Raw genomic sequence first — 18,954 nt, 5'->3', positions numbered from 1 at the left:
CCTTGTCAGGCTCAGACCATTTTGTCGCCGACATGCAGAATCTTCATGCCGTTGGTGCCACCGATGGTGTGGTAGCTGTCGCCCTTGGTCAGGATGACCCAGTCGCCTTTCTCAACGACGCCACGCTTGAGCAGCTCGTCGATAGCCGCTTGGCTGACCTGCTCGGGCGGCAGCGAAGCCGGGTCGAACGGTACGGTGTACACGCCACGGAACATGGCCGCGCGAGCTTGGGTTTCACGGTGCGGGGAGAACGCGTAGATCGGCACCGAGGAACGGATACGCGACATGATCAACGGCGTGTAACCGCTTTCGGTCAGGGCGATGATCGCTTTGACACCCGGGAAGTGGTTGGCGGTGTACATGGCCGCCAGCGCAATGCTCTGGTCGCAGCTTTCGAAGGTCTTGCCGATACGGTGGCTGGAGGTTTTGCTGGTCGGGTGCTTTTCAGCGCCGACGCAGATACGGGCCATGGCCTGTACCGCTTCCAGTGGATAGGCACCGGCAGCACTTTCAGCCGAAAGCATCACGGCGTCGGTGTAGTCGAGAACGGCGTTGGCAACGTCGGACACTTCGGCACGAGTTGGCATCGGGTTCTGGATCATCGACTCCATCATCTGGGTCGCAACGATCACCGCTTTGTTGTGGCGACGTGCATGCAGAATGATTTTCTTCTGAATGCCTACCAGCTCGGCATCGCCGATTTCAACGCCCAGGTCGCCACGGGCAACCATCACGGCGTCGCTGGCCTTGATCAAACCGTCGAGGGTTTCATCGTCGGCCACGGCTTCGGCGCGTTCAATCTTGGCAACCAGCCAGGCAGTACCGCCCGCTTCGTCACGCAATTGACGTGCGTATTCCATGTCGGCGGCATCGCGGGGGAACGACACGGCCAGGTAGTCGACTTCCATTTCGGCAGCCAGCTTGATATCGGCCTTGTCTTTTTCAGTCAGGGCTGGTGCGGTCAGGCCACCACCACGACGGTTGATGCCTTTATGGTCCGACAGCGGGCCGCCGATCAGGACCGAGCAATGCAGTGCGTCGGCGGTGGCGGTATCGACACGCATGACAACACGGCCGTCATCGAGCAGCAGCTCGTCGCCCACGCCGCAGTCCTTGACCAGATCGGGGTAGTCGATACCGACGATTTCCTGGGTGCCTTCAGTCAGCGGGTGGCTGGTGGAGAAGGTAAAACGATCACCGATTTTCAGTTCGATGCGTTTGTTGGCAAATTTGGCGATGCGAATTTTCGGGCCTTGCAGGTCACCCAGAAGGGCAACGAAGCGACCATGCTTAGCGGCGATTTCGCGCACCAGCTTGGCACGAGCCTTGTGCTCATCCGGAGTACCGTGGGAAAAGTTCAGACGGGCGACGTCCAGGCCAGCGAGGATCAGCTGTTCCAGCATCTCCGGTGAATTACTGGCAGGGCCAAGTGTGGCAACGATTTTAGTTCGACGAACGGACATGCAAAGACTCCTGAGTTCAAGCGCTGCCAAAGGCTACTATGGTCTTTCGCTGTAGTCATTGTTCCTCTGCACTACTTTCGACTTAAGTTGTGGTGCATCGGTGCGATGAGCGTTTAATTGCTGTTAAACCGGGCTTGAAGAATTTGGCGGTGGGGTCGATACACTGTTAAGAACAGGAGAGACCCATGCGATTCATGCTCGTTTTAATAATGGCCTGCACGGTGGCGGGCTGCACACGCTGGTCGATGAACCATCATTTGAATAATGCTTACCGGGCTTATGATCGCGGCAACTGCGAAACGGTCATGCTGGAGTTGTCCAAGGTTGACCGTGACAGCCGCAGCCGGCCCTATATCTGGCCGCAAACGGCCATGTTGCGCGGCTTGTGCCTTGAACGTACCCGGTTTTATCTGGATGCCGCGCAGACTTATCAATACATCATCAACGAATTCCCGAAGAGCGAATATGCCTACCGGGCCAAGGCGCGGATTGAGACGTTGCGCATCCTGAAGTTTATTCCGGGGCCGGGAACGGCTCAGGCACTGCCTGCGAAAATTTGACTGGGAATGACCTCTGACTGGTCGTTTGATCTCTTTTTACTATGGTATGTGTTCATTTGAGTTATTTTTCAGGGTGAAAAGCTCAAAGGTTTCAGTGCTGGGTAGCGGGTGTGTGGCTGTGCTTCCAAGGCTGTTGCCCTGAGTTTCGGGCGAATGCGGCGCGTGATGGCGGGGGTGAAAAGCCCGGTCCGAATGACGCGCAGGGCATTTCTAACGTCGGGCGCAGTTAGGCAGGATGGCTTTTTATCGTGATATTCAACAGGATGTCTGACCGCCGTATCGAGCGCCATCAACTGGTGTGTTTTTTGAAAGTGTTCAATCGGTTCACGGATAAACCCTTGGGTTTTCTGGGTAATGTGACCGAAGACCGAATCATGTTGATCAGCCAGCTGCCGTTGCTGGTGGGAGGCAATTTTGAATTTCGCCTCAAACTGCCCGCCCATGAAGGTGGCCAGCAGTTTATTGATCTGTCGGCGCGCTGCCTGTGGAGCCATGAGGATACCTCGCCACATTATTACGACTCCGGTTTTATCCTGTTCAAACCGCCTGCCGAATACGCCTCGCTGATCAGTGCCTTGCATCGGTACTTCAGTTTTCATCCCTTGCAAGCCTCTGCATAAGGCGAGCTTCTGGCTCGGGCGTCAGGTGCAGGGCTGGCCGTGCCCGGGCCTGAACGCCTAGACTGATGGGGTCTACTGTTCAGGAACACCCCGTGACCTCTATTTTCTGGTACGACTATGAAACCACCGGCATCAACCCGCGCTGCGATCGAGCCGTGCAGGTCGCCGGTATCCGCACCGATGCTGAACTCAATGAGATTGATCAGCCCCTCAACCTTTATTGCCAGCCCAGCGACGACATCCTGCCTCACCCCATGGCTTGCCTGATTACCGGCATCACCCCCGGGCGCCTGGAAGATAAAGGCCTCGGTGAAGCCGAGTTCATGACCCGGACACATGCCCAGCTGGCGCTGCCCGGTACCTGCGGTGCGGGCTACAACACATTGCGTTTCGATGATGAGGTCACGCGATACAGCCTGTATCGAAACTTTTTCGACCCTTACGCACGTGAGTGGCAGGGCGGCAACAGCCGTTGGGATTTGATTGATGTGGTGCGCACGGCATATGCCTTGCGCCCCGAAGGGATTGTCTGGCCTCAGGAAGACGGCCGAGTAACACTCAAGCTGGAGCGATTGACGGCGGCCAATGGCATTGACCATGGTCAGGCTCACGATGCGTTATCCGATGTGCGGGCCACTATCGCGCTGGCGCGGCTGATCAGGTCCAGGCAGCCCAAGTTATATGACTGGTTATTTCAATTAAGGACCAAACAGCGAGTGCTGGATCAGGTTCGCTTGTTACAGCCGATGGTGCATATTTCCGGGCGCTTTTCTGCGGCCAGGCATTATGTGGGCGTGGTATTGCCTCTTGCGTGGCATCCTAAAAATCGTAATGCGCTGATTGTGTGTGACCTGCACTTTGATCCCCAGCCTTTATTGGACATGGATGCCGAATCATTGCGGGCGTTGCTTTATACACGTCGGGAAGACTTGCCCGAAGGGCAACTGCCAATACCGCTCAAGCTGATACACGTTAATCGTTGCCCGGTGGTCGCGCCCTTGAATGTAGTGCGTGCGCAGGATCAACAGCGTTTGCAATGGGACATGGCGCACTATGAGGCCCGTGCACGCCAGCTGACGGAGACGCAGGAAGTTTGGCAGGATAAGTTATCCGCCCTTTATGCCCGTGAAGACTTTACCCCCAGTGAAGACCCCGAGCAGCAGTTGTATGACGGCTTTCTCGGCGACCGTGATCGTCGACTGTGTGAACAGGTCAGGCTGAGCGACCCCGAGCAATTAGCGAATGACGCCTGGCCTTTTGATGACGAGCGTTTGCCCGAGTTATTGTTTCGTTATCGGGCCCGAAACTTTCCTCATACCTTGAGTGCACAAGAACTCGAACGTTGGCATTTATTCTGCCAACAACGTTTGACCGATCCGGCCATGGGAGCACCCCTGACCCTGGAAGCGTTTACGCAGCAGGCTGACGAGCTGTCCCGTGCGGCCACGCCCGCGCAGTTGAAACTGCTGGATGAGTGGAAGCGATACGCCCGGGGCTTGAGTCGTCGTGTCGGCCTGGACACACAAACCGAGCACTCAAGTTAAAATAAGCCCATAAAAAAACGCCAGCTTGCTGGCGTTTTTTTATGGGTGACGCAACAGCGTTGCGCACACGGTGTCACTTAGTCCAGCAAAGTAGCCCAGCCTTCAACCACGTCGCCGCCCCACTTGGATTTCCACTCTTTCAGCGTCTTGTGATTGCCGCCTTTGGTTTCAATCACTTCGCCGTTGTGCGGGTTTTTGTACTGTTTAACCTTGCGGGCACGTTTGGTGCCGGTAGTTTTCACTACGCCACGGGGGGCTTTGCTTACTTTGGACTCTGGATCCAGCAGCGCGATGATATCGCGCAGCGATTTTTGATATTCGCCCATCAGGGTGCGCAGTTTACCTTCAAATTCCAGCTCGGTTTGAAGTTTGTCATCTTCCGACAGGTTCTTCAGGCGCGCTTGCAATTCTTTGATGGCTTCTTCTGTTGCGCGGTATTCGTTGATCAAGGACATGAGGATAACCTTATGTTGAAAAGGGTTTACAGGGAGACAGTGGCGCAATAATAGTCAGGCAGTTACGGCAAGTAAATATCCGAGGGCTGAATAATTTAAAAAAAAGAATCATTAACTTTTCATTCTTCTCATATACACGCTATTAAACAGTGGGCGTTTATCCGGATAATAAGGCGTCATAATAATTGATTCAAAGCTTGGTGAAAAACGCTGCAGGCCTCGACCGCATTGACGTGGGCTCATGTGCTGTGTGACCGCGTGACGCTTGCAATAAGCCTCAAGGAATACTGTCGTTTTGCTGCGCACTCGCTAGAATGGCGGCCTTAGTAAAGTTTTGGAGTTTTTCCCTCATGCGCACTTTTCGATTGGTGATTGCGTGCCCCGACGGCGTCGGCATTGTTGCCAAGGTCAGTAATTTCCTGGCCTCCCACAATGGCTGGATCACTGAAGCGAGCCACCACTCGGACGATCAAAGCGGTTGGTTCTTCATGCGTCACGAGATTCGTGCTGATTCTCTGCCCTTCGGGCTGGAAGCGTTTCGCGAGGCATTTGCCCCGATTGCCGAAGAGTTTTCAATGGTGTGGCGGATCACCGACACGGCGCAAAAAAAGCGTGTGGTATTGATGGCCAGTCGCGAATCCCACTGCCTGGCTGACTTGCTGCACCGCTGGCACAGCGATGAGCTGGACTGCGAGATTTCGTGCGTGATTTCCAACCACGACGACTTGCGCAGCATGGTCGAGTGGCACGGCATCCCTTACTACCATGTGCCGGTTGATCCTAAGAACAAAGAACCCGCCTTCGCTGAAGTCTCGCGCCTGGTCAAACAGCATGACGCCGAGGTTGTGGTGCTGGCGCGCTATATGCAAATCCTGCCGCCAGACCTGTGCCGCGAATATGCGCATCAGGTGATCAACATTCACCACAGCTTCCTGCCGTCATTTGTGGGTGCCAAGCCCTATCACCAGGCCTCGCTGCGTGGCGTGAAGCTGATCGGCGCAACGTGCCACTACGTGACCGAAGAGCTGGATGCCGGCCCGATCATCGAACAGGACGTGGTGCGCGTCAGCCACAGCGACAGCATCGAAGACATGGTGCGTTTCGGACGGGATGTCGAGAAGATGGTGCTGGCCCGTGGCCTGCGTTATCACCTGGAAGACCGCGTTCTGGTGCACGGCAACAAGACCGTGGTGTTCTGAGAACTCACAGCGCTGTTGCGTGACTGATTTTGTCGTCGCGGCCCACAGGGCGCGACGACAGGATATTGATATGACAGACCCTCTCGAACAAGCCGTTTCACGGGCACCGGCAACGTTGGGCGAAGGCTGCTTGAGCCGATACGACCCTGATGCGCTGGGCCCTGAAGACGGTACGGAATTTCCGGATGCAGCCGCCTTGTGGCGTGCGCTGCATCCGCTCCCGCCCCCCGAATCCGCTCCTGATGAAAGCACGCCCTCAGAAACGTGAGGCGGTTTACAGCGGGCGCGTGTCGATGGATGGCGCAGTTGAAGCCAGCCACTGAGCTTTGGTCACCGGCTTGCGGCCCTCGGCAATCAACCTTTGTACGGTCCGGAACCAGTAATCTCGGGAAAAACGGTGGCGCATATCCACCGGGTGCAGCCCCAGTCGGATCAATGGCGCATTGTGCCAGCGCTGTTCGCGCACATCGCTGATCAGTTTCGACACGCCTCGGCGCCAGGCGCTGCCGGCACTCCAGACCAGGCCCGGCGCCTCGATGGCGGTGAATTCAGGCAGGCGATAAAGATGCTGTGGGTCGCTGGTGTAGCGAAAGGGTAACTGGCGCAAGGCCTGGCGCGTTCCCTCACTCATCAGCCAGGCAGGGGCGACGAACCCCTGAACGGGCCATTGATAACGCTCGAACACCTCCAAGCCTTGCTGCAGCCGGTTCAATGCCTGTGCTTCGGACAACGTGTAAAACTCGCCCTCCCAGGTATACACCCTGCGCATGAACCAATCCCGCGGCGTACGTGGCGCTGGCTGGTCATCGGCATGAAAGTAGCCATGCAGCACCAACTCATCGCCCTTCATGACGCGGCTGTCCAGCTGTTGCCTGAACGCACCGGCTTCGGCCAGGGGACTGGCATGATGAAAGTCCGGCACCACCAGCCAGGTGATCGGGATGGCGCCAAGGGCATCGATGCGCTCGACGAATGGCTGGTAGTCCGGCCATGTTTGCGGGGCCACGTCATGCAGCACCAGCGCGACACTGAGATCAGACATGGGCAGCTAGCGCCTGATGGCTACCGAGCACGGCTTGATAATGCGTCAGGAGCGCCTGTACCACCTTGTCCCAGGAGTAATGCAGCTCGGCATGCAGACGCGCTTGGCGGCCGAGGCACTGGGGATCGCCGGCGAACAGCTCGCGCACGGCATCGGCCATGGCCTGTGGCTGATTGGGCTGGCAGAGAATGCCGACCTGATCGTGGACCAGTTCGTTGAATGCCCCGGCAGCCACGGCGACCACTGGAATGCCGCTGGCCATGGCTTCGAGGATGACCAGGCCGAAGGTTTCCTGATCGCCGGCATGGATCAATGCATCGGCACTGGCCATAAGGCGCGCCAATTGAGCGGCGGGACAAAAGTCATCAATCACCGTGACGTTATCCGGGACATGGGAGGGCATCTGCGAACCTACCAGTAGCAGATGATACCGATCCCCCAAGTGGCGCATGCACTCGAGCAGGACCGGCAGGTTTTTTTCTTTGGAGCCGCGACCGGCAAAAATCAACAAGTGAGCATTTTCGTTGATCTGCAATTCGGCGCGCAGTTCGGGATCGCGATGCTGAGGGTTGAACGTTTGCAAGTCGACGCCCAGTGTTTGCACGAACACATTTTCGACCCCCAGGTTTATCAACTTGTCAGCCATGACCTGGCTGGGTGCCAGCACGCGGTCGAAGTGGCTGTACAGGCGGCTGATATAGGCTTCGGCGTTGGGTTTGAGCCAGTTACCCATACGGTTGCGCACCAGCAGTGGGAGGTCCGAGTGATAAAAACCGATCACGGGTATATCCAGCTGGCGTCGAGCGTCGAGTGCGGCCCAGGCGGTGAGGTACGGGTCGCCGACTTCGATCAGGTCAGGTTGCAGCTCGTGCAACATGTTGCACCAGGGCGCGAGCCGGATAGGGAAGCGAAAACCATTGCCGAAGGGCAGGGCAGGCGAGGGGACCTGATAAATACCGTCGTGTTGACTCAGGTTGCTGCCCGGTATCAACAGGCTGTGACGAATGCCCGGCAAGCGGCTCAAACGTCGGTGTTTGGCATCCAGATAGGTGCGCACTCCGCCGCTGGCGGGCGCATAGAACATGGTGATGTCAGCAATATGCACGGCCTTGAGTCCTCTGATTCACTATCATCCATGGGATTGACCTCATTGGATGATAGATGCTCATCAGGATTGAGCGGCTGCAAAGCAGCGCGTAACTGCCGGCCAGCAGTTACGCGGTCCCGGGATCAGATGCGGAAGCTGCCTACCAGTTGTTTCAGGCGAGCTGCTTGTTGCTCCAGATCGGAGCAAGCGCGAAGCGTTGACTGAAGATTTTCGACGCCTTCCTGATTGAGCGTGTTGATCTCGGTGATGTCTATATTGATCGATTCGACCACCGAGGTCTGCTCCTCGGTCGCCGTGGCGACGGATTGATTCATGCCGTCGATTTCGCCAATACGCGCCGTCACGCCGATCAGTCGCTCGCCCGCCTGATTGGCAATCTCCACACTGTCCTGGCTACGGCGCTGACTCTCTTCCATCGTGCTGACAGAGTTGCGGGCACTGACCTGCAACTCTTCGATCATGGTCTGCACTTGCTGCGCCGACTCCTGGGTGCGATGTGCCAGGTTGCGAACCTCGTCGGCCACGACAGCAAAACCGCGCCCGGCCTCACCGGCCCGGGCGGCTTCAATGGCGGCGTTCAGTGCCAGCAGGTTGGTTTGTCGGGAGATGCTGGTAATCACTTCCAGGATCTGCCCGATGTTGACGGTCTTGTCGTTCAGCGCTTCGATATGGCTGCTGGACGTGCTGAGCATGTGTGACAGCTGCTGCATCGAGTTGATGCTGTGTTCAACCACTTGCTGGCCGTCTTCGGCAAGCCCGCGGGCATCGCTGGCCTGGTGGGATGCCTGTGCGGCGTTGTGGGCTATTTCCTGTGCGGCGGCGCCCAGTTCGTTGATGGCCGCCGCGACGCTGTTGGTGCGGCTGGCCTGTTCGTCCGAATTGAGCATTGACGAGTTGGATGCACTGACGACACGCAGGGCAACTTCGTTGACCTGCTCGGTGGCGGAGGCCACTTCGCCGATTGAGGTGTGAATGCGCTCGACAAACTGGTTAAAGGCACTGCCCAGTGTGCCGAACTCGTCCCGGGATTCAACGGCCAGTCGGCGAGTCAGATCACCTTCACCTTCGGCGATGTTCTGCATGGCCCGGGTCATGACATGCAATGGCTGCATAAGCAGGCGGATCAACAGGCCGAGCAGGGCAATGATCAAGACCACGGCAATCGCGGTGGCAATAATCGCAGAGGTGCGGAATGTCGTGAGCATGGCGAAGGCTTGCTCTTTATCAATGGACAGACCGATGTACCAATTGACCGAGCCCAGCCCTTTGATTGGCGCAAAGGTCACAATCCGGATCTGGCCATTGACCTGGATTTCGCTGATATCGGTACTGATGGGCGGCGTGTCCTGAGGGTAAATGTCTTTCAGGTTTTTCATCACCAGAGCGTTATCAGGGTGTACCAGGATTTTGCCGTCTTGCCGAACCAGGAACGCATAGCCCATGCCGTCGAAGTTCAAGGCATTGATGGTGTCGGTAATGGTTTTGAGTGACAGGTCTGCGCCGACGACGCCCAGGGTTTGCCCGGCTTTTTTCACCGCCGTGCCGATGGAGATGATCATCTGGCCGGTAACCGCATCGATGTATGGCTCGGTCAGGCTGGCAGTGTCGTTGTTCAGCGCATCCTTGTACCAGGGACGGGTACGCGGGTCGAAACCTTCAGGCATTTGACTGTCGGGGCGCATGGTAAAGTTGCCCAGGCTGTCACCCAGATAAACCCCCATGAACGTGCTGCTCAATGCTTTTTGTTCCAGCAGGCTTGCCACCTGGGCCGGCTCTGGAGCGATGGCGATCGATTGCGCCAGGTTTTCGACCAGCAGTATCCGGCCGCCGAGCCAGTTCTGGATGTTGTTGGCGGTGACGCCGCCCATCTCGTGCAAGTAGCTCTCCAGATCATCGCGGATGGCGTTACGTTGCAGGTAATCGTTGTACAGCGTAAATAGCGAGAAGGCGGCTATTACGATCAGGGACGCGGCAAGCAGTATTTTGTGGCTGAAACGCAGGTTTTTATTCATGGCTTGAAGGGTCCGCTAAGGTCTAAAAGTTTGAGGCCTACACTCTGAAAAAACGCGCACACTAGAAATCGCTGCCCAAACTGGCGAAATTTCTATATTTAATGGGGCGCCTTCCTACGCTAAATTCGGAATTTCCTGGTCTAGCATTAAGGGTGTATCGACGTCGGACCGTGAAAGATTAATTAAAGGTGGCAAAATGCCTGACTCTTCTGCTCTTGTTCTCGGTGCTGACCTCTCAGGTCAGGCCATCGCTCAGTCATTGCGCCTGGCAAACCGCCACGGCTTGGTGGCAGGGGCCACGGGGACAGGTAAAACCGTCACCCTGCAACGTCTGGCCGAGCAGTTCAGCGATGCCGGCGTGGCGGTGTTCGCCGCCGACATCAAAGGTGACTTGTGTGGCCTGGGGGCGGCAGGCAATCCCCAGGGCAAAGTTGCGGAGCGGATTGCCGGGATGCCGTGGCTTAACTATCAGCCTAAGGCGTATCCGGTAACGCTGTGGGACATACAGGGAAAAACAGGTCATCCATTACGTACGACGTTGAGTGAAATGGGGCCGTTGCTGCTTGGCAGCCTGCTGGAGCTCACAGATAGCCAGCAAGCCGCCTTGTATGCCGCGTTCAAGGTGGCGGATCGTGAAGGTCTGTTGCTGCTCGATCTGAAAGACCTCAAAGCGTTGCTCAATCATTTGCGTGACAACCCTGAAGTGTTGGGGGATGACGCAGCGTTGATGACCACCGGATCGAGCCAGGCGCTGTTGCGACGCTTGTCCACCCTTGAGCAGCAAGGCGCCGAAGCGTTGTTTGGTGAGCCAGCACTGCAGCTGGAAGACATTTTGCAACCTGCCAGCGATGGGCGCGGGCAGATTCACCTGCTTGATGCCAGCCGTCTCGTGCATGAGGCGCCCAAGGTTTATGCGACCTTTCTGCTGTGGCTGCTGGCGGAGCTTTTCGAGCAGTTGCCAGAGCGTGGCGATGCAGACAAACCTTTGCTGGCCTTGTTTTTTGACGAAGCGCACTTGCTGTTTGTCGACACCCCGAAAGCGCTTCAAGACCGTCTGGAGCAAGTGGTTCGGTTGATTCGTTCCAAAGGTGTCGGGGTGTATTTCGTCACTCAGTCACCGGCCGACCTGCCGGATGCGGTGCTGGCGCAACTGGGCTTGCGTATCCAGCACGGGCTGCGGGCGTTTACAGCCAAAGAGCAAAAGTCCTTGAGGGCAGTTGCAGACGGCTTTCGGCCGAATCCGCAGTTCGATGCCCTGGCGGTGCTGACAGAGCTGGGAACAGGGGAGGCGCTGGTCGGCATGCTGGAAGAAAAAGGCACGCCGGCCATGGTTCAGCGTGTGCTGATTGCACCGCCGCAATCACGCATCGGGCCATTGACCGAGGCAGAGCGTTCAGCGTTGATCGCCGGTTCTGCCTTGCAAGGGCGGTATGACAAGCCGGTTGACCGTGAGTCCGCGTACGAAATCCTGCTGGCCCGCAAAGGAGTGCCCTCTGAGGCGCCAGCGCAATCCGTCCCGGGCAAAGCAGATGCCCCGGAACCGGGCTTTCTTGATCAGGCCGGGGATTTTCTGGGGTCGACAGCGGGCAAGGCACTGCAATCCATGGCCCGGCAGGCCGCAGGCCAGCTGGGGCGTCAACTGGTTCGCGGGCTGATGGGATCATTACTGGGGAGCAGCAAGCGCAAGTAAGCAGGTGATGCATGTACACCGCTGACTCGCTCCTGCAGATCAGCGGTGTCTAGTCTTTAGGTCTGGCGTGACTGGCCAGGCGCTCAAGCGCGGCACGCAGCGCCGGATCGGTGATGCCGTCGGCGGTGGCCTGGATGGTCTGTGCGGCATCTACCGAAAGATCAAGCGTGTGCCCGGCCACTTTGGCCAGTACGGTTGGCGGCTGCACTTTAAACAGGATCCGGGTCAGGCTGGCGAATTCGTCGAACGCTTGCAGCTGGCGTTGCAGGCGCTTTTGCTGATAGCGCAGACGGGTGGCCCAGTGTCCGTCAGTGACGATCAACAGCAGGCTGCCTTCGCGCCATGAAGCGACGTGACAATGTTCACGTGCAGCAGGCTGGAGTTGGCTTTCGAGCAGGCGCTGCAAATGCGCCAGCCGTTTGGCATGGCCAAAAATGGCTTTTAGGGGCTTGGCCTCGCGGAGCAGAACGGCAGGGGCCCGTGCTGGGTGTGGGCGAAATGCCATGTTCAAACACCTGAGAAAACAGAGCTGCAATCTTAGCAGAAACCGCCTGTTCCACTCGAAGGCATCCTGATTTCACGGACTTTATTTGTGAAATCAATGAGTAACTTCTACACATCGTGGGTTGAAGTTCAGCAAAAAGGCCTTATTTTAGTGGGGCCCCGTCACAACGCTGCACCAGTATCGTGGAATAACGCCACTTTCCTCACCGCCGTTTCCGGGTAGAATGCTCGTTCGCATGCGGCCATCAGGGCTGCTCGGGCGACTCACGGGGCCGCCCTCCATCCCTATGTGTGGAAGATCCTGCCGATATGTTTGCGCCTTTGTTAAAGAAACTTTTTGGAAGCAAGAACGAGCGCGAAGTTAAACGCATGCTCAAGACGGTACAGGTCGTCAATGCCTTCGAAGAGCAAATGGTTGCTCTGAGTGATGAGCAATTGCGCGCCAAGACCGAAGAGTTCAAGGCCCGCATAGCTAAAGGTGAGACCCTCGATCAACTGCTGCCGGAAGCATTTGCGGTATGCCGCGAAGCCGGTAAGCGTGTCATGGGCATGCGCCACTTTGACGTACAGCTGATCGGCGGCATGACCTTGCATGAAGGCATGATCGCAGAAATGCGTACCGGTGAAGGCAAGACCTTGGTCGCAACCCTTGGGGTTTACCTCAACGCGTTGTCCGGCAAGGGCGTACACGTTGTTACCGTGAACGATTACCTCGCACGCCGGGATGCCAACTGGATGCGTCCGCTCTACGAATTCCTGGGCCTTACAGTGGGTATCGTCACGCCGTTCCAGCCGCCTCAGGAAAAACGTGAGGCCTACGCTGCCGACATCACGTATGGCACCAACAACGAGTTTGGCTTCGATTACCTGCGCGACAACATGGCTTTCAGCATGGAAGAAAAATTCCAGCGCGAGCTTAATTTCGCCGTGATCGACGAAGTCGACTCGATTCTGATCGACGAAGCCCGTACCCCGCTGATCATCTCCGGTCAGGCCGAAGACAGCTCCAAGCTCTATACCGAGATCAACAAACTGATCCCGCGCCTTGAGCAGCACATCGAGGAAGTGGAAGGCGAGGTCACCAAGGCCGGCCATTTCACGATCGATGAGAAGACTCGCCAGGTCGAGCTGAACGAAGCCGGTCACCAGTTTGTTGAAGACATGCTGACCCAGATCGGCTTGCTCGCCGAGGGCGAAAGCCTGTACTCGGCGCATAACCTGGGCCTGCTGACCCATGTGTATGCGGCGCTGCGAGCCCACAAGCTGTTCAACCGCAACGTTGAATACATCGTGGAAGACGGTCAGGTACTGCTGGTCGACGAACACACCGGCCGTACGATGCCCGGTCGTCGTCTGTCCGAAGGCCTGCACCAGGCCATCGAAGCGAAGGAAGGCCTGAACATCCAGGCCGAGAGCCAGACACTGGCCTCCACAACCTTCCAGAACTACTTCCGTCTGTACAACAAGCTGTCCGGCATGACCGGTACGGCTGACACCGAAGCGTTCGAGTTCCACCAGATATACGGTCTGTCGGTGATGGTCATCCCGCCGAACAAACCGCTGGCCCGTAAGGATTTCAACGACCTGGTGTTCCTCACTGCGGACGAAAAGTACGCGGCGATCGTAGCCGACATCAAGGACTGCATGGCCAAGGGCCGTCCGGTACTGGTGGGTACGGCCACCATCGAAACCTCCGAGCACATGTCCAACCTGTTGAACAAGGAAGGCATCGAGCACAAGGTGCTGAACGCCAAGTTCCACGAAAAAGAAGCCGAGATCATTGCCCAGGCCGGTCGTCCGGGTGCACTGACCATCGCCACCAACATGGCAGGTCGTGGTACCGATATCCTGTTGGGCGGTAACTGGGAGGTGGAAGTCGCTTCTCTTGAGAATCCGACCCCGGAACAGATTGCCCAGATCAAGGCCGACTGGCAAAAGCGTCACCAGCAAGTGCTGGAGTCGGGTGGCCTGCACGTGATCGCTTCCGAGCGTCACGAGTCGCGCCGTATCGATAACCAGCTGCGTGGTCGTGCCGGCCGTCAGGGTGACTCGGGTTCCAGCCGTTTCTACCTGTCGCTTGAAGACAGCCTGATGCGTATCTTCGCCTCTGACCGGGTGAAGAATTTCATGAAGGCCCTGGGCATGCAGTCTGGCGAAGCGATCGAGCACCGCATGGTGACCAACGCCATTGAAAAGGCTCAGCGCAAGGTTGAAGGTCGCAACTTCGACATTCGTAAGCAATTGCTGGAGTTTGATGACGTCAACAACGAACAGCGTAAAGTGATTTATCACATGCGTAACACGTTGCTGGCTGCCGACAACATCGGTGAAACCATTGCTGACTTCCGCAAGGACGTGCTCGACAGCACGATCAACGCGCATATCCCGCCTCAATCGTTGCCTGAGCAGTGGGATGTGACAGGGCTCGAAGCCGCGATCGAAAGCGGCTTTGGTGTGAAATTGCCGATCCAGCAATGGCTCGACGAAGATGACCACCTGTACGAAGAAACCCTGCGTGAGAAGCTGCTGGCTGAACTGATCGCGTCTTACAACGAGAAAGAAGAGCAGGCCGGTGCTGATGCGCTGCGCACGTTCGAGAAACAGATCGTCCTGCGTGTACTGGACGACCTGTGGAAGGACCACCTGTCGACCATGGACCACCTGCGTCACGGTATCCACCTGCGTGGTTATGCGCAGAAGAACCCGAAGCAGGAGTACAAGCGCGAGTCGTTCAACCTGTTCTCCGAGCTGCTTGACTCGATCAAGCGCGACTCGATCCGTGTGCTGTCGCATGTACAGGTTCGTCGTGAAGATCCGGTCGAAGAAGAGGCTCGTCTGCGTCAGGAAGCTGAGGAGCTGGCTTCACGCATGCAGTTCCAGCATGCGGACGCACCTGGACTTGATCAGCCCGACGCCATGAGCGAAGTGCTGGAAGGCGCCGATGTCTCTGAGGTTGCAACACCTGCCGAGCCTGTTCGGAGCGAGCCGAAACTGGGTCGCAACGAGCTGTGCTACTGCGGCTCGGGCAAAAAATTCAAGCACTGCCACGGGCAAATCAATTAAAGCCCGCTTCAACTGCTGAAGCACCTGCGCCGCGACCGGCATTAGCCGTCGCGGCGTTTTACCATTGAATTCACCGTCCTCTTTCGACGGCGCACATTTTATTTAGGAGCGCATCATGGCTGTTGGTCTTGGTCCTTTGCCCACTTTGCACCCGGTGGCCGGTTTTGAACTTGGCATTGCATCAGCGGGCATCAAGCGTCCAGGACGCAAGGATGTGGTGGTGATGCGCTGTGCCGAAGGCTCCAGCGTTGCCGGCGTGTTCACACTGAACGCATTTTGCGCAGCACCGGTTAATTTGGCCAAGCAACGGGTTCAGGGGCCAGTCCGCTACCTACTGACCAATACCGGCAATGCCAACGCCGGCACCGGTGAGCCCGGGCTGGTTGCCGCCACGCGTACCTGCGCCAAGCTGGCCGAGTTGACCGGTGTCGATGCCAGCGCCGTGTTGCCATACTCCACAGGTGTTATCGGCGAGCCATTGCCGGTCGAGAAAATCGAAGGCGCGTTGCAAGCAGCGCTGGACGACCTCTCGGAAAACAACTGGGCCCAGGCCGCTACAGGGATCATGACCACCGACACCCTGCCCAAAGGGGCCAGCCGTCAGTTTGAGCACGACGGTATCACCGTCACCGTGACGGGCATCAGCAAAGGTGCCGGGATGATTCGTCCGAACATGGCAACCATGCTGGGCTACATTGCTACTGATGCCCGGGTTTCCCGCGATGTGCTGCAAAACCTGTTGCTCGATGGGGCTAACAAGTCGTTCAACCGCATTACGATCGATGGTGATACGTCGACCAATGACTGCTGCATGTTGATCGCCACCGGCAAGACCAGCCTGCCTGAAATCACCGAGGCCAGCGGCCCGTTGTTCGCTGCCCTGAAAAAGGCCGTGCTTGAAGTCTGCATGGAAGTGGCCCAGGCCATCGTGCGTGACGGCGAGGGCGCGACCAAGTTCGTGACCGTGGAAGTGAACGGCGGCGGTAACCATCAGGAATGCCTGGACGTGGGTTACACCGTGGCCCACTCACCACTGATCAAGACGGCGCTGTTTGCCTCTGATCCCAACTGGGGTCGTATTCTCGCCGCTGTCGGCCGTGCCGGTGTCCCGAACCTGGATGTGAGCAAGATCGATGTATTCCTCGGTGAAGTGTGCATTGCCAGTGGTGGTGCCCGTGCGGCCACCTACACCGAGGAGCAGGGTTCTGCGGTGATGGCCCGTGAGGAAATCACGATCCGGATCGAGCTGGGTCGTGGCGACTGCAGTGAAACTATCTGGACCACGGATTTGTCCCATGAATACGTGAAAATCAACGCCGAATACCGTACCTGAATCGTCTCGACAATCACGGGCCGTTCAGTCGATGCTGTCGCGACCGGCTGGTGATTGTCGTCTCATTCGGCTTTCCCTCGTTGACTGAAGGTGCCTTCCTATGAGCTTCCACCTGATCATTGGCGACAAGTTACACTCATCCTGGTCCTTGCGTGGCGCGCTGGCGCTGGATTTGGCGGGGGTTACGTATACAGAACAGATGATCAGGCTGGGGCAGACCGATACCCGAGCGTTGCTGCTACAGCATTCGGCAACGGGCAAAGTTCCGCTGCTGAAGACTGAGCATGGCACCATTGCCGACTCCCTGGCCATTGCGGAATACCTGAGCGAGCGCTTCCCGGCGGCGCAACTATGGCCGTCCGATATCGCGGCGCGGGCTCAGGCCCGATCAGCCTGTGCGCAAATGCACAGTGGTTTTTTCGGCCTGCGCAGCCATCTACCCTTTGACTTGCAGCGTGACGAAGCGCTGGAGCCCATGCCGGTGGAGGCCCGGACCGACATTGAACGAATGGCTGCCTTGTGGGCGGAATGCCGTGCGGCGGCCACCGAGAGCGGCCCCTGGCTGTTCGGTCGGCGGAGCTTGGTGGATGCCTTTTTTGCACCGGTTGCTGTGCGACTTCGGACTTACAAAGTCGCGCTGTCGGCTGAAGATGAAGCTTATGTCGAGGCCATTTATCAATGGCCTGCGTTTAAAGCCTGGCAACAGGCCGGATTAGAGGAAGTGCAAGGGTGAAACGAGTTCATGTGGCTGCGGCCGTTATCCGGGGCGTCGATGGCAGGATCCTGATTGCCCGTCGCGCCGACACCCAGCACCAGGGCGGCCTGTGGGAGTTTCCCGGTGGCAAGGTGGAGGCAGGAGAGTCGGTCGAGGCAGCATTGGGTCGTGAGCTGAAAGAGGAGCTGGGCATCGTCGTCGAGGCGGCACGGCCCTTGATCAAGGTCCAGCATGATTACCCCGACAAACAGGTGCTTCTGGATGTGTGGGAGGTTTTGGCCTTCACGGGCGAACCCCATGGTGCAGAAGGCCAGCCATTGGCCTGGGTTGCTCAGCGCGAGCTGGCGGATTACGCGTTCCCGGCCGCTAACCAGCCGATAGTGGCGGCTGCCCGTTTGCCTGATCAGTACCTGATTACCCCGGATGGCCTGGAAGCACCGGAGCTTCTGCGCGGGCTGCAAAAGGCCGTTGCAGGCGGGATCAAGCTGGTATCGCTGCGTGCTCCCAATGGTTATGACCCCAAGTACCGTGATTTGGCGGTAGATGCGACGGGCTTGTGTGCCGGCAAGGCGCAACTGATGCTCAAGGGACCACTGGAATGGCTGGGGGATTTCCCGTCCGCCGGCTGGCATTTGACCGCCAAGCAACTGCGCAAATTGGCCCCCAACGGCCGGCCTTTTCCCAAGACGCGCTGGCTGGCAGCATCTTGCCATAACGCAGAAGAGTTGTTGTTGGCCGAACAGATGGACGTGGATTTCGTCACCCTGTCCCCGGTTTTGCCAACCGAGACCCATCCCGATGCAGAGCCTTTGGGTTGGGAGCAGGTGCAACACCTGATCGCTGATTTCAGCAAGCCGGTATTTCTGCTCGGTGGGCTGGGGCCGGATGATCGTCAGCAAGCATGGGCGATGGGTGCGCAGGGTATTGCAGGCATACGGGCGTTCTGGCCACAGGCATGACTCTACGGGGCTCCTGTAGTCGCTGCCGCTCTGCGTGGGTTTGAAGGTTATTCGGCCCTGTGCGCAGCCTGCAGCAGCGGCTGCACACCACTCGTAGCAGCCGTCAGCTTTGAGGCTTTGCTGCTGCTTGCCACAGGATCTCGGCAATTCCCTGGCGTCTGGCGATCAGGCGTGCGGCGACGAATAGCAGGTCAGACAAGCGATTGATATAAGCCAACCCCACACCAGCCAGCGGCTCCTGGGCGTTGAGCTGTTGGCAACGCCGTTCGGCGCTGCGTGCCAGGCAGCGGCAGACATGGGCTTGGGCAATCAGGCTTGAGCCGCCGGGCAGAATGAAGTTCTCCAGCGGCCCCAATTCTTCGTTCCAGCGATCGATCGCAGTTTCCAGGCGTTCGATCTCTGTGGTGTCGAGCGCTTGGTACGCTGGCATGGCCAGTTCGCCGCCCAGGTCAAACAAGCGGTGCTGGCAAGGCTCGAGCACTTCAATCAGTTCGTTGAGCCCGGGGTGCTGCAGGCTGTGCTCGGCAAGTCCGGCCAGCAACACACCAACCTGGCTGTTGAGTGTATCGACTTCACCGATGGCTTCAATCCGCGGATGATCCTTCGGCACGCGTCGACCATCACCCAGTCCGGTTTCGCCTTTGTCGCCCGTACGGGTGTAAATCTTCGATAAACGAAAGCCCATGT

At 57.8% G+C, this 18,954-nt stretch carries 17 protein-coding genes and 1 pseudogene; 10 read left to right on the top strand and 8 right to left on the bottom strand.

Going from position 1 to position 18,954, the window contains the following annotated elements; genetic code table 11:
* Nucleotides 1-11 precede the first annotated feature (11 nt).
* Nucleotides 12-1,463 (bottom strand): pyruvate kinase, encoded by a 1,452-nt coding sequence (pyk, locus tag DQN55_RS16025; RefSeq protein ID WP_048379244.1) that lies wholly within the window; start codon nucleotides 1,461-1,463, stop codon nucleotides 12-14.
* A 185-nt stretch (nucleotides 1,464-1,648) separates the two neighbouring features.
* Between pyk and DQN55_RS16020 the strand changes: the two genes are divergently transcribed.
* From DQN55_RS16020 to sbcB, 3 genes are all read left to right on the top strand, one after another.
* Complete coding sequence (locus tag DQN55_RS16020) at nucleotides 1,649-2,023, top strand: tetratricopeptide repeat protein (protein ID WP_048379247.1); 375 nt, start codon at nucleotides 1,649-1,651, stop codon at nucleotides 2,021-2,023.
* A 263-nt stretch (nucleotides 2,024-2,286) separates the two neighbouring features.
* Nucleotides 2,287-2,643 (top strand): hypothetical protein, encoded by a 357-nt coding sequence (locus DQN55_RS22475; protein ID WP_048379250.1) that lies wholly within the window; start codon nucleotides 2,287-2,289, stop codon nucleotides 2,641-2,643.
* Between the two features lie 92 nt (nucleotides 2,644-2,735).
* Nucleotides 2,736-4,187: an exodeoxyribonuclease I gene (gene sbcB / locus DQN55_RS16010; protein ID WP_048379252.1), complete on the top strand. Its 1,452-nt coding sequence runs from the start codon at nucleotides 2,736-2,738 to the stop codon at nucleotides 4,185-4,187.
* Between the two features lie 77 nt (nucleotides 4,188-4,264).
* On the opposite strand, the gene mvaT is transcribed toward sbcB, so the two are convergent.
* Nucleotides 4,265-4,642 carry a histone-like nucleoid-structuring protein MvaT gene (gene mvaT, locus DQN55_RS16005; RefSeq protein WP_048379254.1) on the bottom strand — a complete coding sequence of 126 codons (378 nt, stop codon included), beginning with the start codon at nucleotides 4,640-4,642 and terminating at the stop codon, nucleotides 4,265-4,267.
* Between the two features lie 350 nt (nucleotides 4,643-4,992).
* On the opposite strand from mvaT, the gene purU reads away from it, so the two are divergent.
* Nucleotides 4,993-5,841, top strand: a complete 849-nt coding sequence (gene purU / locus DQN55_RS16000; protein ID WP_048379257.1) for a formyltetrahydrofolate deformylase — start codon at nucleotides 4,993-4,995, stop codon at nucleotides 5,839-5,841.
* Nucleotides 5,842-5,911: 70 nt separating this feature from the next.
* Entirely contained in the window at nucleotides 5,912-6,109 is a 198-nt protein-coding gene (locus DQN55_RS15995; protein ID WP_048379258.1) for a hypothetical protein, read from the top strand.
* Nucleotides 6,110-6,115: 6 nt separating this feature from the next.
* Here the strand turns inward: DQN55_RS15995 and DQN55_RS15990 are convergent, their stop codons facing one another.
* The 4 genes and pseudogenes from DQN55_RS15990 to DQN55_RS22675 form a co-directional block, all read right to left on the bottom strand.
* Complete coding sequence (locus DQN55_RS15990) at nucleotides 6,116-6,883, bottom strand: DUF2334 domain-containing protein (protein WP_048379276.1); 768 nt, start codon at nucleotides 6,881-6,883, stop codon at nucleotides 6,116-6,118.
* A complete protein-coding gene (locus DQN55_RS15985; protein WP_048379280.1) occupies nucleotides 6,876-7,988 on the bottom strand; it encodes a glycosyltransferase family 4 protein in 1,113 nt (370 codons plus the stop codon). Before DQN55_RS15985 ends, DQN55_RS15990 begins: the two co-directional genes overlap by 8 nt.
* A gap of 125 nt (nucleotides 7,989-8,113) precedes the next feature.
* Nucleotides 8,114-8,878, bottom strand: coding sequence for a methyl-accepting chemotaxis protein (locus DQN55_RS22680; protein ID WP_408634597.1), 765 nt, complete (start codon nucleotides 8,876-8,878; stop codon nucleotides 8,114-8,116).
* A 141-nt stretch (nucleotides 8,879-9,019) separates the two neighbouring features.
* A pseudogene (locus tag DQN55_RS22675) lies at nucleotides 9,020-9,859 on the bottom strand (cache domain-containing protein); the annotation flags it as partial.
* A 340-nt stretch (nucleotides 9,860-10,199) separates the two neighbouring features.
* Between DQN55_RS22675 and DQN55_RS15975 the strand changes: the two are divergent.
* Nucleotides 10,200-11,693, top strand: a complete 1,494-nt coding sequence (locus DQN55_RS15975) for a helicase HerA-like domain-containing protein (RefSeq protein WP_048379284.1) — start codon at nucleotides 10,200-10,202, stop codon at nucleotides 11,691-11,693.
* Between the two features lie 49 nt (nucleotides 11,694-11,742).
* On the opposite strand, the gene DQN55_RS15970 is transcribed toward DQN55_RS15975, so the two are convergent.
* Nucleotides 11,743-12,198 carry a DUF721 domain-containing protein gene (locus tag DQN55_RS15970; protein ID WP_048379286.1) on the bottom strand — a complete coding sequence of 152 codons (456 nt, stop codon included), beginning with the start codon at nucleotides 12,196-12,198 and terminating at the stop codon, nucleotides 11,743-11,745.
* 308 nt (nucleotides 12,199-12,506) lie between these two features.
* Here DQN55_RS15970 and secA point away from each other — a divergent pair, with 308 nt between their 5' ends.
* From secA to DQN55_RS15950, 4 genes are all read left to right on the top strand, one after another.
* A complete protein-coding gene (gene secA, locus DQN55_RS15965) occupies nucleotides 12,507-15,260 on the top strand; it encodes a preprotein translocase subunit SecA (protein ID WP_048379288.1) in 2,754 nt (917 codons plus the stop codon).
* Nucleotides 15,261-15,375: 115 nt separating this feature from the next.
* On the top strand, nucleotides 15,376-16,593 hold the full coding sequence (gene argJ / locus DQN55_RS15960; RefSeq protein WP_048379290.1) for a bifunctional glutamate N-acetyltransferase/amino-acid acetyltransferase ArgJ: 1,218 nt from the start codon (nucleotides 15,376-15,378) through the stop codon (nucleotides 16,591-16,593).
* A 100-nt stretch (nucleotides 16,594-16,693) separates the two neighbouring features.
* Nucleotides 16,694-17,326 (top strand): glutathione S-transferase family protein, encoded by a 633-nt coding sequence (locus DQN55_RS15955; protein ID WP_048379291.1) that lies wholly within the window; start codon nucleotides 16,694-16,696, stop codon nucleotides 17,324-17,326.
* Complete coding sequence (locus tag DQN55_RS15950; protein WP_048379293.1) at nucleotides 17,323-18,267, top strand: Nudix family hydrolase; 945 nt, start codon at nucleotides 17,323-17,325, stop codon at nucleotides 18,265-18,267. The genes DQN55_RS15955 and DQN55_RS15950 overlap by 4 nt, the downstream gene beginning before the upstream one ends.
* A 103-nt stretch (nucleotides 18,268-18,370) precedes the next feature.
* On the opposite strand, the gene DQN55_RS15945 is transcribed toward DQN55_RS15950, so the two are convergent.
* Nucleotides 18,371-18,952: a cob(I)yrinic acid a,c-diamide adenosyltransferase gene (locus tag DQN55_RS15945; RefSeq protein ID WP_048379295.1), complete on the bottom strand. Its 582-nt coding sequence runs from the start codon at nucleotides 18,950-18,952 to the stop codon at nucleotides 18,371-18,373.
* Nucleotides 18,953-18,954 lie beyond the last annotated feature (2 nt).

Origin of the sequence: Pseudomonas taetrolens, from assembly GCF_900475285.1 — a bacterium.
Lineage (GTDB): Bacteria > Pseudomonadota > Gammaproteobacteria > Pseudomonadales > Pseudomonadaceae > Aquipseudomonas > Aquipseudomonas taetrolens.
The sequence above is the reverse complement of the archived record's forward strand: the minus strand, read 5'-3'. Positions and strand labels throughout refer to the sequence as shown.

Bases quoted from the DNA above. Each gene is read 5' to 3' on its own strand.
- pyk (WP_048379244.1), bottom strand. From the start codon at position 1,463: ATGTCCGTTCGTCGAACTAAAATCGTTGCCACACTTGGCCCTGCCAGT.
- DQN55_RS16020 (WP_048379247.1), top strand. From the start codon at position 1,649: ATGCGATTCATGCTCGTTTTAATAATGGCCTGCACGGTGGCGGGCTGC.
- DQN55_RS22475 (WP_048379250.1), top strand. From the start codon at position 2,287: ATGTCTGACCGCCGTATCGAGCGCCATCAACTGGTGTGTTTTTTGAAA.
- mvaT (WP_048379254.1), bottom strand. From the start codon at position 4,642: ATGTCCTTGATCAACGAATACCGCGCAACAGAAGAAGCCATCAAAGAA.
- purU (WP_048379257.1), top strand. From the start codon at position 4,993: ATGCGCACTTTTCGATTGGTGATTGCGTGCCCCGACGGCGTCGGCATT.
- DQN55_RS15995 (WP_048379258.1), top strand. From the start codon at position 5,912: ATGACAGACCCTCTCGAACAAGCCGTTTCACGGGCACCGGCAACGTTG.
- DQN55_RS15990 (WP_048379276.1), bottom strand. From the start codon at position 6,883: ATGTCTGATCTCAGTGTCGCGCTGGTGCTGCATGACGTGGCCCCGCAA.
- DQN55_RS22680 (WP_408634597.1), bottom strand. From the start codon at position 8,878: ATGCTCAATTCGGACGAACAGGCCAGCCGCACCAACAGCGTCGCGGCG.
- DQN55_RS15975 (WP_048379284.1), top strand. From the start codon at position 10,200: ATGCCTGACTCTTCTGCTCTTGTTCTCGGTGCTGACCTCTCAGGTCAG.
- DQN55_RS15970 (WP_048379286.1), bottom strand. From the start codon at position 12,198: ATGGCATTTCGCCCACACCCAGCACGGGCCCCTGCCGTTCTGCTCCGC.
- secA (WP_048379288.1), top strand. From the start codon at position 12,507: ATGTTTGCGCCTTTGTTAAAGAAACTTTTTGGAAGCAAGAACGAGCGC.
- argJ (WP_048379290.1), top strand. From the start codon at position 15,376: ATGGCTGTTGGTCTTGGTCCTTTGCCCACTTTGCACCCGGTGGCCGGT.
- DQN55_RS15955 (WP_048379291.1), top strand. From the start codon at position 16,694: ATGAGCTTCCACCTGATCATTGGCGACAAGTTACACTCATCCTGGTCC.
- DQN55_RS15945 (WP_048379295.1), bottom strand. From the start codon at position 18,952: ATGGGCTTTCGTTTATCGAAGATTTACACCCGTACGGGCGACAAAGGC.